This is a genomic window from Bacillus sp. SRB_331, from assembly GCF_003264175.1.
GTDB classification, from domain to species: domain Bacteria; phylum Bacillota; class Bacilli; order Bacillales; family Bacillaceae_G; genus Bacillus_A; species Bacillus_A mycoides.
The window spans coordinates 1-12,222 of record NZ_NADV01000064.1; the positions used below are offsets into that span (position 1 = coordinate 1).

The following is a 12,222-nucleotide window of genomic DNA, read 5'->3' on the forward strand; positions in this document are numbered from 1 at the left end:
TGATTCGGGGTACAGTTCATTTCGGAAGGTTTCTTTTTTATTTTGTAACTAATACTTTTTGATTTACAGGTGTTACAGGTTCTTCACCATTTAATACAGCTAAAATATTTCTTACTGCCATTTCAGCCATTGCATCACGTGTTTCGAATGTTGCATTTCCTACGTGAGGAGCAAGTACTACATTCTTTAATCCTTTTAGCTCTTCTGTAATTTTCGGTTCAAATTCAAATACGTCAAGAGCTGCACCTTCAATTTCATTCGTTTTTAGTGCATGAGCAAGTGCTGATTCATTCATAATTGGTCCACGTGAAGCATTTATAATATATGCTGTTTTCTTCATCATTTTAAACTGTTCTTCATCAATCATATGATGTAATTTCGGATTATAAGCACAGTTAATTGTAATAAAGTCCGCTGTTTGTAATAATTCTTCCAACGTTACGTATGTCGCTTCCAGTTCACTTTCAGCTTCAGACTTTCGATTTGGTCCTGTATATAAAACATTCATTCCAAATGCTCTCGCACGCTTTGCAACTGCCTTCCCGATTTCTCCAAGGCCAATAATTCCGATTGTCTTACCGTGTACTTCGCGGCCCAAGAAGAATAACGGTGCCCATCCGTTAAATCCAGTTGTACGACATAACGTATCACCTTCAGGAATTCTACGTGCAGCTGCTAAAAGAAGTGCAAATGTTAATTCTGCTGTCGCTTCAGTTGATACTTTCGGTGTATTCGTTACCGCAATTCCTTTTTCTCCTGCATATGTGTAATCAATATTATCGTAACCAGCACCATAATTTGCGATAATTTTCAAGCTTGGTGCTGCGTCAATAACCTCTTTCGATACCTTCGTAGAAAGTAAGCTTAAAAGTGCATCTTTATCTTTTACACGTTCTGCTAACTCTTCTACACTAATTAATTCTTCTTTATTGTACATTTCTACATCATGATTTTTCAATAATTCTAATCCGATTTCTGGAATTTTCCCTGCTACTAATATTTTCGCCACTACTAACACCTCTTCTATACAAAATATGATATCTCTTATATTTCATTGTAAGAAATCTACATATAAAAACCAAGGAATTTGATTATAGTTTTGAAAATCGACACTTTTCCATAAAAAAAGAGGAGATGCAACTCTCCCCTCTTTTTACGCTTTTTCTTGCGATTCTTTCCCAAGCTTCGCATCGATTGTTCCTTCTGCAACTGTATCGCTAATTTGTTCCTCAATAACTGAGTTAGCAGTATTATTTGTTTCAGAAGTATAGGCTTGATCTGCCGCTTGTACGTTTTGTTTATTTTGTTGTTTCACCATTTTTCATCCTCCTTTTCATTCTTTCTTATTTTGAACAAAAAGGGTGATTTTCATCAAAAAATCGTGTTTCATTTTGAAATTATTCCTTCTTCTTCAAGCAATCTCATCGTTCTTACTCGTTTCGTAAATGTAGCTATGTGAGAAATATCATGATTGCGTAATGTCTTTATATTCTCTTCCACATACTTTCCTAAATCATTCGGATAATGGGCATCTGAGGATAGAGTAATCGGAACTCCATGCTTAGCTAATACTTGTAAATAAAGCGGACTTGGGCACATTTCGCGCACAGGATATCGATAGTACAATCCCGCATTTATTTCTGTTGCTGTATTTGTTTCCACTAACGCATGAGCAATTTCCTTATAATAAGAAAGCTGTTCATTCTCATCCAATCGATAATTAAATACTTTTATGTTATCGAGGTGAGCTATAATATCAAAAAGCTCGGAACGAACAGCACTTTCAACTGTAGCGAAAAACGTGTGATATAAAGTATGTAACTCATGCGTACCAAAATACTCTTTCGTATCTGGATTATCAAATCCCCATCCATCTATAAAATGGACCGAACCGATTACATAATCAAAGTCTCCTAATGCTAGTAAACCTTTTAACTCTTGTTCACCCCCGATAAAATAATCCGCTTCAATTCCAAGTTTGAGCGTTATCCCTCGTTTACTCCATCGCTCTTTTGCCTCTTCAATCGCCTTTGTAAAATCATAAATAGACGTTACTCTTACTTGATCTAACCATTCTTTTTGCAGGCGACCAAGCTTAGAATCACTAATATCTACATACTTTTCATAATATCCTTTCGCTTCATGAAAACGATATAAATGATCGACAATACCAACTTCTTTTATACCTTTTCGCACAGCTTCTTCTAAATATAAATCAATCCATTTCGCTGTAAATGGACCTTCCTTCACACGTCTTTGCAGGCGTTCTTGTGTTTTCATAAGCCATTCCATAGAATGTTTTTCTTCTTTAAGCGGTTCAAAATATTGTAGCGCATCATTTATTTTAGCTAGCCACCCTATTGAATATGGCCCTTCTTCTAAATGAATGTGATAGTCCACTTTCATCCATATTCCCCCTTATAATGTATCTATTTCTCTTCTGTCCCCTACTCGCGAAAGCTTTCCATTTCTTTCTTTCACTTCTTGCATGACATCTTCTAATGGAATATTTTTTTCGACTAATAGAACAAAACAGTGATAGAACACATCAACCATTTCTTTTACTATTTCTTCTTTATCATTATTTTTAGACGCAATAATTACTTCGGTGCACTCCTCACCAATTTTCTTTAAAATTTTATCTTCACCTTTTGAAAATAAATAATTCGTATATGATTCAGAGAGTGGATTTTTCTTTCGTTCTTCAATTGTTTCAAATAATAACTTAAGGATATCTTCCATATGTATCCCCCTATATAATTTTGTAGTGAAAACACGTTTTTTCTCCCGTATGGCAAGCAGGCCCTACTTGCTTTACGACAACAACGATTGCATCTTGATCACAGTCTAAATAAAGTGATTGTACATATTGGACATTTCCCGATGTACCTCCTTTATTCCATAACGATTGTCTCGAACGGGAATAAAACCATGTTCTTTTCGTTTCCAGCGTCTTGTCATACGCTTCTTCATTCATATAAGCTAACATTAAAACTTCTTTCGTATCTTCCTCGATAACAACAGCTGGTATCAATCCTTTTGCAAAATTAGGTTTCATAACCGCACCTCAACGTTTGCTTCTCTTAATTTTCTCTTTACATCTTGTACAGTCGCTTCACCATAATGAAAGATTGATGCCGCTAATGCTGCATCAACTGTTGTCTTTTGAAATACTTCTATAATGTGATCCACATGACCACATCCACCTGATGCGATTACTGGAACAGAAACGCTGTTTGAAATTGCTCCTGTTAAACGAAGATCATATCCGTTTTTCGTTCCATCTGCATCCATACTCGTCAACAAAATTTCTCCTGCCCCGAGCTTAACAACGTGCTTCGCCCATTCGATTGCATCCATTCCCGTATTAAGTCTTCCGCCATTTACGTATACATTCCATTTATCTTCTGCTACTTTTCTAGCATCGATTGCTACGACAATACATTGTGAGCCAAAATGTTCCGCACCTTCCTGGATTAACTTCGGATTTCTCACTGCCGCTGAGTTTATTGAAACTTTATCTGCTCCAGCTCTTAGTAAATTGTACATATCTTTAACACTTGAAATCCCCCCGCCAACTGTGAGAGGTATGAATACTTTTGAAGCAGTTTTTTCTACAACATCTATAATCGTTTTTCGCCCTTCATGCGTCGCAGTAATGTCTAAAAATACGATTTCATCTGCTCCCGCATCATTATATAATGCGGCTATTTCAACAGGATCACCGACGTCTTGTAACCCTATAAAATTCACACCCTTTACTACCCGCCCTTCTTTCACATCTAGACATGGAATAATTCGTTTTGCTAACATAGTTTTGTTACCTGTAACACTTTTTCTAAATCAATCGTTTTCTCGTAAAGTGCCTTCCCAATAATGACGCCATATATGTTCATATCATTTAATCTTTTCACATGTTGAATAGATGCGACACCTCCAGATGCAATCACGCGAATACCCACGCTTTTTTGCAGTAACTCTAATTGCTCAAAATTTGGTCCTGCAAGTGTCCCATCTTTTGAAATGTCCGTAAACACAATCGTTTGAACACCTACACTTTCCATTTGCTTCGCTAAATCGATGTACGAAATTTCAGACACATCTAACCAGCCCCTCGTTGCTACGAAACCATTTTTCGCATCAATTCCAACTATGATTTGCTCCTTATATAGACGAACCGCTTCTTCTAAAAATGATTTATCGTAAAGGGCAGCCGTTCCTAATATCACTTTTTCTACACCTACTGACAACAACTTCTCCACTGCCGCGAGTGACCGAACTCCTCCTCCAATTTGCACCGGAATACGTACCGCCTTGCATATTTTTTCAATGACAGGTAAATTTACTGACTCCCCAACAATTGCTCCATCTAAATCAACAACGTGTAGTATTTTCGCTCCAAGTTTTTCAAATATGATTGCTTGTGCGACTGGATCTTCATTCATCACCGTTTCTTTACTAAACTCTCCTTGATAAAGCCTGACGCATCGTCCTTCTTTTACATCGATAGCTGGGAAGATTTCCATGCTTCTACCACCCCTTTGAAATTTTTTAACATTCGCATCCCAATTTCCCCACTTTTTTCAGGATGAAACTGTGCGCCAAATATATTTCCTTTTGCTACAAAACCAGGTACTTTCACTCCATATTCACTTACCCCATACACAATTTCATTCGGACAATCTGCATAATAAGAGTGGACATAATATACGAAAGAACCGTCCTCTACTCCATTCCAAAGCGATATTTCTCCTTCTTTTTTTAATTCATTCCACCCCATATGTGGAATTTTATAAGGAACTTTTAACTTTCGAATAACACCTGGCAATAAACTTAATCCGTTACAATTTTGTAGTTCCTCACTTTTTTCAAATAAAAGCTGCATTCCTAAGCAAATACCCAGAAGCGGTTTTCCTAAGCTCCCAACTTCTTTTAGCACACATACTAAATCTTTTTCTTCTAAAACGCCCATCGCTTTCGGAAATGTGCCTACTCCTGGTAAAATAACTCCATCACTTCTCAATATTTCTTTTTTATCATCCGTTATGATGTACTCTGTTCCAATATATTTTAATGCTTGTTCCACACTACGAATATTTCCCATTCCATAATCTATAATTGCAATCAATTACAACATCCCTTTCGTTGAATTTACACCATTAATATTGGCATTTTTATCGACTGCCTCTCTAAGCGCTCGACCGAACGCTTTAAATAAAGCTTCAATTTTGTGATGTGTATTGCTTCCGTATAAAATGCGAGCATGTAACGTAATATTTGCAGCATGAGCAACTGCTCTAAAAAATTCTTCCGTTAATTCTGTGTCAAAATCCCCTAGCTTCGGATTTGTTAATTCACCTTGAAATACAATATATGAGCGCCCGCTTATATCAATCGCGACAAATCCTAAAGATTCATCCATCGGTACATACGCTGAGCCGTAACGGTTAATCCCCTCTTTATTTTGCAATGATTCTTTCAAGCAAGTTCCGAGTACAATTCCAACATCTTCAACCGTATGATGAGCATCAACGAATACATCACCTTCAGCTTCAATTTGCAAACCAAATCTTCCGTGTCTAGCAAATAAAGTTAGCATATGATCAAAAAATCCAACTCCTGTTTGCACAGAAACATTCGTACTTTCATCAAGTTGCAAACTTAATTTAATTTTTGTTTCCGTCGTCTCACGTACTTGACTAGACTCGCGCATTATTCTTCCTCCTTAAACCTAATTTGGATTGCTCTTGCGTGTGCATGTAAACCTTCTTTATTTGCAAGTTCTACAATATGATGCTGTACACTTCTTAACGCTTCTTCCGTATAAGAAATGAAGCTTGATTTTTTCACGAAATCATCGACGGATAACGGAGAAAAAAATCTTGCCGTTCCACTTGTCGGTAATACGTGATTCGGCCCCGCCAAATAATCTCCGAGCGGTTCAGGTGCATATGGACCAAGAAAAATTGATCCAGCATGCTTTACATAAGCTAGAGCATTCATTGGCTCTTTTATGTGTAACTCTAAATGTTCTGGAGCGATTTCATTTGATAAATGAAACGCCTCTTCTAAAGAAGGGACAATAAAAATTGCTCCATTTCTTTTTATGGATTCACGAGCGATTTCACTTCTAGGCAACGTCTCTAGCTGCCTTTCTATTTCTCTTTCTACTTCTTTAGCAAGCTTTATATTTGTTGTAATACAAATAGCTGTTGCCCTCTCATCATGTTCTGCCTGTGATAATAAATCAGCAGCAATATATCCGGCATTTCCTGTTTCATCTGCGATAACTACAATTTCTGATGGTCCAGCAATCATATCGATATTGACTATACCATATACTTCTCGCTTCGCTAGCGCGACATATAAATTCCCTGGTCCAACTATTTTATCTACTTTAGGAATCGATTCCGTTCCATATGCTAGAGCAGCAATTACTTGAGCACCACCGGCCATATATATTTCATCTACACCTGCAAGACTTGCAGCAGCTAAAATATGCGGATCAATTCCTCCTTGCTTCGGCGGTGTTACCATTACAATTTTTTTCACTCCTGCGAGTTTTGCTGGCAATACATTCATTAATACTGATGAAGGATACGAAGCAGTCCCGCCCGGCACATATACACCTACATTTTCTAACGGACGAATAAGCTGCCCTCTAATTACCCCTTCACTCACGCAATCAAACATAGATTGTCTTTTTTGCTTTTCGTGATACGAGATAATATTTTTCTTCGCCTCTTTTAACGCTTCTAAAAAAGCTTGTTCTACAAACTTACTTGCTTGTTTTATTTCTTCCTCACTTACACGAAAATCTTTTGTCTCTACACCATCAAACTTTTTTGTATAGAACGATAAAGCCTCATCTTTACTCTCCCTTACGTTTTGAACAATTTCACTTACACTTCTTTGAACAGTTTCTTCTATTATATTAGCGCTTTCTCGTAGCGATTTTATTTTCGATAAAGCCTCTTGGAAATCTTCAAAAACTATCTCCATTTAAAGTCCCCCTATTTCCCTGACAAAATTTCTTGTTCCATCATATTTATAATACAGAATATTTCGTCTTTTTTAGTTTTCAATGCAGCCTTATTCACAATCATTCGAGCTGATATAGAGCACATTTCCTCAAATACAATTAACCCGTTTTCTTGTAATGTTTTTCCTGTTTCAACAATATCAACAATTGCATCTGCCAAACCTAGAAGTGGAGCAATCTCTACAGATCCTTCTATTTTAATAATTTCTACATCCTCCCCTTTATCATGAAAATATGTAGAAGTAATGTGCGGATATTTCGTAGCAATTCGTTTTTTTCGATAACTCTTCGGATTATACGTAGGAATAGAAGCGACACAAAATTTACACACGCCCACTCCTAAATCGACCATCTCATATATATCTTTCTCAAATTCCATTAATATATCTTTTCCAACGACTCCAATATCAGCTACGCCATGTTCTACATAAGTAGCAACATCTACCGCTTTCACTAAAATAAATGAAATGTTTGTGTTTTTACTTTTAAACACAAGTTTTCTTCCTTTATCTTTGAGCTCTGAACAATCAATTCCAATTTTTTCAAACAGTGGAATAACATGCTTTTCTAATCTTCCTTTCGTTAACGCAATTTGAATGTTACGCATGAAGCCTCCCCTTCTTTCTGGATGATCCATTTCTCTCTCCATACATATTCCACTAGTGACTCACTCTTCGCCTCAACGACTGTCATTATTTTATTCTTGTTTGCAAATTGAAAAGTATCGTTTAAATTAGAGAATAAAGATAACTGGGCATTCTTCCCGTCCTTTTGAAGTAAATTTCGTAACCTTTCCGCTTCCGCTAATCTATTTAACTCATAATGAATCATAATATCTATTCTCTTTCGTTTATATGGTTCTTGCTGCTCTTGAAGTGCCTTAACTATTTGATTTACTTGCACCGCGAGCCCAACCGCTGGCATCATCTCTCCAAAATTTCCAATTAACTCATCATATCTTCCGCCACTAACAATCTCTTCTCCAATTTCATATATATACCCTTTGAAAATAACACCCGTATAATAATCCAAATGTTGAACCATACCTAAATCAATTGATATGTAAGAGCCATATCCTAACTGTTCAATTGTTTCATATATTTCTTTCACTCTCGCAATGGCCATTTTCATTTCATTACTTGAGGCGAGTTTTTCTGCTTCCTCAACAACATCTAAACTCCCAAATAACCTTGGTAGTTTCTCAAGTAACCTTACTGTTTCATCACACCGATTTAATTTCTTTTCTTCTATAAAGTGTGAGAGTCCGGCATAATTTTTACTTTCAATATACGTTCTAAGTAACTTCTCTTCTTCATCATTAATGGGGAGCTTTTTTACGATACATTTATATAACTGCACTTGCCCAATCTCAATTGTGAAAGATTGCACCTTTAATTTTTGAAGTGCTTGAATTACGCTTATCACACATTCAATTTCAGCCCTTACATTTTCAATCCCGATAATTTCAATACCACTTTGCACTATTTCATTATATTTCCCAGTAAGGGACTCATTCGCCCGAAATACATTCCCGCTATAAGTTACTTTAAGAGGAATATCCCCTCTCTGTGTTCCAATTACTCTTGCTAAAGGAATTGTCATATCTGGGCGTAAAACGATAATCCGTCCTTTTTCATCGAAAAATTTATACATCTTTTCTTCATCTATCGGCCTGTTTTGAAATGCAAAAACATCATAAAATTCAATTGTAGGTGTCCTTATTTCTTCATAACCTCTCTCTAAAAAGGTCCGTCTTAATTTTTGTTCCACTTCTTCAATTAACGTACATTCTTCGAATAAGTAATCTCTCGTTCCATTCGGATTTGCCCGTTTCCACTTTGTCATATGAATTCACACACCCTTCCCTCTTTAATTTATGCCCATTCCATCCACCCAAACCGAAAATAAAAAGAGCCTTGTAGACAAAATACCTACAAGGCTCTTTAGTAGAGTGTAGGTACAACGGGAATAACCCTTGTGCCTACACGTTTTCACGTTAGGTTCAAGGGTTTCATTTATGATGATGTAGTTTTGTAAGCATTTTAATAGATTGCACGATATTCATAATACTTACTCCCTTTCTCCTCTGATTTTTTACATATTATATAACAGTTAATTCTGAATGTAAATACATTTCGAATATTCTACTTTTAGTTAATGTGAAGCTACTTTTCTTTCATACTCTTCAATTTCTTGTTCATATTGCATTGTAATGCTGATTTCATCTAGACCATTTAATAATTTTTCTTTCCACATTTTCTCGATTGTAAAATGAAACCTGTGCGTATTCGTAATGATTACTTCATTCTCTAAATCAACTTCCATTTGATCTCTCGCATTCGTTTTGGCAAGTTGTTCACGCATCTCTTTATCCATTACAATCGGTAACATACCATTCTTCATACAATTCATATAAAAAATATCTGCAAATCCTCCGGCGATAATAACGCGGAAACCATAATCCGCAAGCGCCCACGGAGCATGTTCTCTTGAAGAACCACATCCAAAATTATCACCTGTAATTAATATACTTGCTCCTTTTCGTTCTTGTGCATTAAGGGGGAAATTAGGATTTTCATGGCGCTCATTATCGTAACGCCACTCATCAAATAAATATTTTCCAAATCCCGTCCTTTCAATTCTCTTCAAATATTGCTTCGGAATAATTTGATCTGTATCAATGTTATCATTCATAAGTACTGCGGCAGTACCTTTATGAATATGAAATGGTTCCATCGTAACTCTCCTTTCTAATATCAACAAAATGACCATATAACGCAGCTGCTGCAGCCATAGCTGGACTTACTAAATGTGTTCGTGCTCCTTTCCCTTGCCTTCCTTCAAAATTACGATTTGAAGTAGAAGCACAATGTTCTCCTTCAGGTACTTGATCTGGATTCATCCCAAGACACATTGAACATCCAGGCTCTCTCCATTCAAATCCCGCTTCTTCAAATATGCGATGTAAGCCTTTTTGCATCGCCCGCTCTCTCACACTTTTTGATCCTGGTACAACGAGTGCTCGCACACCTTCTTTTACCTTTTTCCCTTTTACAACAGATGCAGCAATTTCTAAGTCAGATAAACGTGAATTTGTACAAGAACCAATGAAGACATGCTTAACAGGAATTTCAAACGTACTTTGCCCAGGGCTCAATCCCATATATGAAAATGCTCTTTCATCATTTTCATTATGCTTCTCTGGTAATTTTTCATCAATAGGAACACCCATACTAGGATTTGTTCCCCAAGTGACATACGGTGCTAAATCCGTAACATCTACCGAAATATGTAAATCATAAATTGCATCTGAATCTGTATAAAGCTCCGACCATTTTCCCGTAAACGTTTCATAATCTTTCGGTGCATATTCACGCCCTTTTACATAAGAAAATGTTTTCTCATCTGGTGCAATGATGCCAGCTTTCGCTCCCCCTTCAATTGCCATATTGCAAAGTGTCATTCTCTCTTCCATACCCATATCACGAATCGTCTCTCCGTAGAATTCCATTACATGCCCCGTTCCAACCGCTACACCGTACTTTGAGAGAAGATGCAAAATAATATCCTTTGCATAAACGCCTTTCGGTAACTTTCCTTTTAATTCAATCCCCATCGCTTTCGGTTTTCGTTGCCACAACGTTTGAGTTGCTAATACATGTTCTACTTCACTCGTACCAATACCAAACGCTAAAGCACCGAAAGCACCGTGGGTTGCTGTATGGCTATCACCGCATACAATCGTTTTCCCCGGTTGTGTGAGCCCAAGTTCTGGTCCTATAACGTGAACGATTCCTTGCTCTTCATCACCAATATCGGCTAATCGCACCTTAAATTGTTTACAATTGTCACGAAGTGTATCCAATTGCTGCTTCGCAATGCGATCGGTAATATTCCAAACATCTTTCGTTGGAATATTATGATCCATCGTTGCAAACGTTAATTCCGGTCTCCGAACAGTTCGATTTGCAAGCCGCAAGCCTTCAAAGGCTTGCGGTGACGTTACTTCATGAACGAGATGAAGATCGATATATAATAAATCCAATCCATTTTCATTCGTTACAACTACATGTCTTTCCCAAAGTTTATCTAGTAACCTTTTCCCCATTATCTTCCTCTCCCTACTAGTGCCTGCTCTTCCATTTCTTGAATAACTGCCCTCGTAAATGAAGTTGTCGTTTCATTCCCCCCAATATCAGCTGTACATTTCCCAGATTGAAGAACTGCAGAAATTGCCTCTTCAATCGCATACCCTTCTCTCGTTAATCCAAATGATTGCCCAAGCATCATCGCTACTGAACGCATCATCGCAATTGGATTCGCTTTATTTTTACCTGCAATATCTGGCGCTGATCCGTGAATAGGCTCATATAAAGACGGCCCGTTTTCCGCATGGCTCGCTGATGGAAGCATTCCTAATGACCCTGCTAATACAGAAGCCTCGTCGCTCAAAATATCACCAAATAAATTTTCTGTTACGATAACGTCAAATCTCCTTGGGTTTCGAATTAACTCCATAGCAGCTGCATCTACTAAAATGTGCTCTAATTCAACATTAGGATAACGAAGAGCTACTTCTTCCGTAACAGCTCTCCACAATTTACTAGATTCTAAAACATTCGCTTTATCAATAGAGGTTACTTTTTTCTCTCTCTTACTCGCTAATTGAAAAGCATACGACACGATACGTTCAATTTCATGACGATGGTACGTAAGTGTATCAGTTGCCGATTCTTCCGTTCTTTCTTTCGGATAAGAGAAATAAATACCGCCTGTTAGTTCACGAACGACAACGAAGTCAATTTCATCTGCGTTTTTTAATGGCGATAAATGTGCAGTTGCGCTTTCTACTGTTACAGGACGAACGTTCGCAAATACACCAAGTCCTTTTCTTAAAGCTAATAATCCTTTCTCTGGCCTTTCTTTCGCATCATCCCACCGCGGTCCACCAACCGCTCCAAGTAAAACCGCATCACTCGCTAAACAAGCGGCAAGTGTTCGCTGTGGTAATGGTTGCCCATTTAAATCGATAGCCGCTCCGCCAAAGTACTCATCTTGTAAATGAAAGTGATGTCCATATAGCCTCTCTACCATATGCAATACTTCCTTCGCGCTTTCCATAATTTCCGGACCAACACCATCACCCGCTAAACAAACGATACGTTTTTCCAATTAAAACA

The 12,222-nt window shown here is 37.4% G+C and carries 15 protein-coding genes; all 15 read right to left on the reverse strand.

All coding sequences use genetic code 11. The features are described from left to right. Nucleotides 1–37: 37 nt before the first annotated feature. The 15 genes from B5P42_RS29495 to leuB all read right to left on the reverse strand — a co-directional run bounded on the left by B5P42_RS29495 (nt 38) and on the right by leuB (nt 12,214). Nucleotides 38–1,018 (reverse strand): 2-hydroxyacid dehydrogenase family protein, encoded by a 981-nt coding sequence (locus B5P42_RS29495; RefSeq protein WP_113735911.1) that lies wholly within the window; start codon nt 1,016–1,018, stop codon nt 38–40. A 135-nt stretch (nt 1,019–1,153) separates the two neighbouring features. Further along, nucleotides 1,154–1,318: a YozQ family protein gene (locus B5P42_RS29500; RefSeq protein ID WP_002011700.1), complete on the reverse strand. Its 165-nt coding sequence runs from the start codon at nt 1,316–1,318 to the stop codon at nt 1,154–1,156. Between the two features lie 68 nt (nt 1,319–1,386). Further along, nucleotides 1,387–2,406 carry a histidinol phosphate phosphatase domain-containing protein gene (locus B5P42_RS29505; RefSeq protein ID WP_113735912.1) on the reverse strand — a complete coding sequence of 340 codons (1,020 nt, stop codon included), beginning with the start codon at nt 2,404–2,406 and terminating at the stop codon, nt 1,387–1,389. A 12-nt stretch (nt 2,407–2,418) separates the two neighbouring features. Beyond that, nucleotides 2,419–2,742, reverse strand: a complete 324-nt coding sequence (gene hisE / locus B5P42_RS29510) for a phosphoribosyl-ATP diphosphatase (protein ID WP_113735913.1) — start codon at nt 2,740–2,742, stop codon at nt 2,419–2,421. A 10-nt stretch (nt 2,743–2,752) separates the two neighbouring features. Then, nucleotides 2,753–3,058, reverse strand: coding sequence for a phosphoribosyl-AMP cyclohydrolase (gene hisI, locus B5P42_RS29515; RefSeq protein WP_002086731.1), 306 nt, complete (start codon nt 3,056–3,058; stop codon nt 2,753–2,755). Next, on the reverse strand, nt 3,055–3,813 hold the full coding sequence (gene hisF / locus B5P42_RS29520) for an imidazole glycerol phosphate synthase subunit HisF (RefSeq protein ID WP_113735914.1): 759 nt from the start codon (nt 3,811–3,813) through the stop codon (nt 3,055–3,057). Before hisF ends, hisI begins: the two co-directional genes overlap by 4 nt. Continuing rightward, nucleotides 3,807–4,526, reverse strand: coding sequence for a 1-(5-phosphoribosyl)-5-[(5-phosphoribosylamino)methylideneamino]imidazole-4-carboxamide isomerase (hisA, locus tag B5P42_RS29525; RefSeq protein ID WP_060750583.1), 720 nt, complete (start codon nt 4,524–4,526; stop codon nt 3,807–3,809). Before hisA ends, hisF begins: the two co-directional genes overlap by 7 nt. After that, the gene (hisH, locus tag B5P42_RS29530) at nt 4,499–5,128 is read right to left on the reverse strand and encodes an imidazole glycerol phosphate synthase subunit HisH (protein ID WP_113735915.1); all 630 of its coding nucleotides are present in this window, start codon (nt 5,126–5,128) and stop codon (nt 4,499–4,501) included. Before hisH ends, hisA begins: the two co-directional genes overlap by 28 nt. After that, entirely contained in the window at nt 5,129–5,713 is a 585-nt protein-coding gene (gene hisB, locus B5P42_RS29535) for an imidazoleglycerol-phosphate dehydratase HisB (RefSeq protein WP_002030662.1), read from the reverse strand. Then, nucleotides 5,713–7,002, reverse strand: coding sequence for a histidinol dehydrogenase (hisD, locus tag B5P42_RS29540; RefSeq protein ID WP_113735916.1), 1,290 nt, complete (start codon nt 7,000–7,002; stop codon nt 5,713–5,715). The genes hisB and hisD overlap by 1 nt, the downstream gene beginning before the upstream one ends. Nucleotides 7,003–7,013: 11 nt before the next feature. Further along, nucleotides 7,014–7,649, reverse strand: coding sequence for an ATP phosphoribosyltransferase (gene hisG, locus B5P42_RS29545; protein ID WP_033708301.1), 636 nt, complete (start codon nt 7,647–7,649; stop codon nt 7,014–7,016). After that, nucleotides 7,625–8,887: an ATP phosphoribosyltransferase regulatory subunit gene (locus tag B5P42_RS29550; protein ID WP_002064441.1), complete on the reverse strand. Its 1,263-nt coding sequence runs from the start codon at nt 8,885–8,887 to the stop codon at nt 7,625–7,627. Before B5P42_RS29550 ends, hisG begins: the two co-directional genes overlap by 25 nt. Nucleotides 8,888–9,196: 309 nt before the next feature. Continuing rightward, complete coding sequence (gene leuD / locus B5P42_RS29555) at nt 9,197–9,778, reverse strand: 3-isopropylmalate dehydratase small subunit (RefSeq protein WP_002126281.1); 582 nt, start codon at nt 9,776–9,778, stop codon at nt 9,197–9,199. Continuing rightward, complete coding sequence (gene leuC / locus B5P42_RS29560; protein WP_002011716.1) at nt 9,756–11,150, reverse strand: 3-isopropylmalate dehydratase large subunit; 1,395 nt, start codon at nt 11,148–11,150, stop codon at nt 9,756–9,758. Before leuC ends, leuD begins: the two co-directional genes overlap by 23 nt. Further along, nucleotides 11,150–12,214, reverse strand: coding sequence for a 3-isopropylmalate dehydrogenase (leuB, locus tag B5P42_RS29565; protein ID WP_002011718.1), 1,065 nt, complete (start codon nt 12,212–12,214; stop codon nt 11,150–11,152). Before leuB ends, leuC begins: the two co-directional genes overlap by 1 nt. Nucleotides 12,215–12,222 lie beyond the last annotated feature (8 nt).

What these genes read in the sequence shown, in the direction of transcription:
- B5P42_RS29500 (WP_002011700.1), bottom strand. Translation starts at nt 1,318, where the DNA reads ATGGTGAAACAACAAAATAAACAAAACGTACAAGCGGCAGATCAAGCC.
- B5P42_RS29505 (WP_113735912.1), bottom strand. Translation starts at nt 2,406, where the DNA reads ATGAAAGTGGACTATCACATTCATTTAGAAGAAGGGCCATATTCAATA.
- hisE (WP_113735913.1), bottom strand. Translation starts at nt 2,742, where the DNA reads ATGGAAGATATCCTTAAGTTATTATTTGAAACAATTGAAGAACGAAAG.
- hisI (WP_002086731.1), bottom strand. Translation starts at nt 3,058, where the DNA reads ATGAAACCTAATTTTGCAAAAGGATTGATACCAGCTGTTGTTATCGAG.
- hisF (WP_113735914.1), bottom strand. Translation starts at nt 3,813, where the DNA reads ATGTTAGCAAAACGAATTATTCCATGTCTAGATGTGAAAGAAGGGCGG.
- hisA (WP_060750583.1), bottom strand. Translation starts at nt 4,526, where the DNA reads ATGGAAATCTTCCCAGCTATCGATGTAAAAGAAGGACGATGCGTCAGG.
- hisB (WP_002030662.1), bottom strand. Translation starts at nt 5,713, where the DNA reads ATGCGCGAGTCTAGTCAAGTACGTGAGACGACGGAAACAAAAATTAAA.
- hisD (WP_113735916.1), bottom strand. Translation starts at nt 7,002, where the DNA reads ATGGAGATAGTTTTTGAAGATTTCCAAGAGGCTTTATCGAAAATAAAA.
- hisG (WP_033708301.1), bottom strand. Translation starts at nt 7,649, where the DNA reads ATGCGTAACATTCAAATTGCGTTAACGAAAGGAAGATTAGAAAAGCAT.
- B5P42_RS29550 (WP_002064441.1), bottom strand. Translation starts at nt 8,887, where the DNA reads ATGACAAAGTGGAAACGGGCAAATCCGAATGGAACGAGAGATTACTTA.
- leuD (WP_002126281.1), bottom strand. Translation starts at nt 9,778, where the DNA reads ATGGAACCATTTCATATTCATAAAGGTACTGCCGCAGTACTTATGAAT.
- leuC (WP_002011716.1), bottom strand. Translation starts at nt 11,150, where the DNA reads ATGGGGAAAAGGTTACTAGATAAACTTTGGGAAAGACATGTAGTTGTA.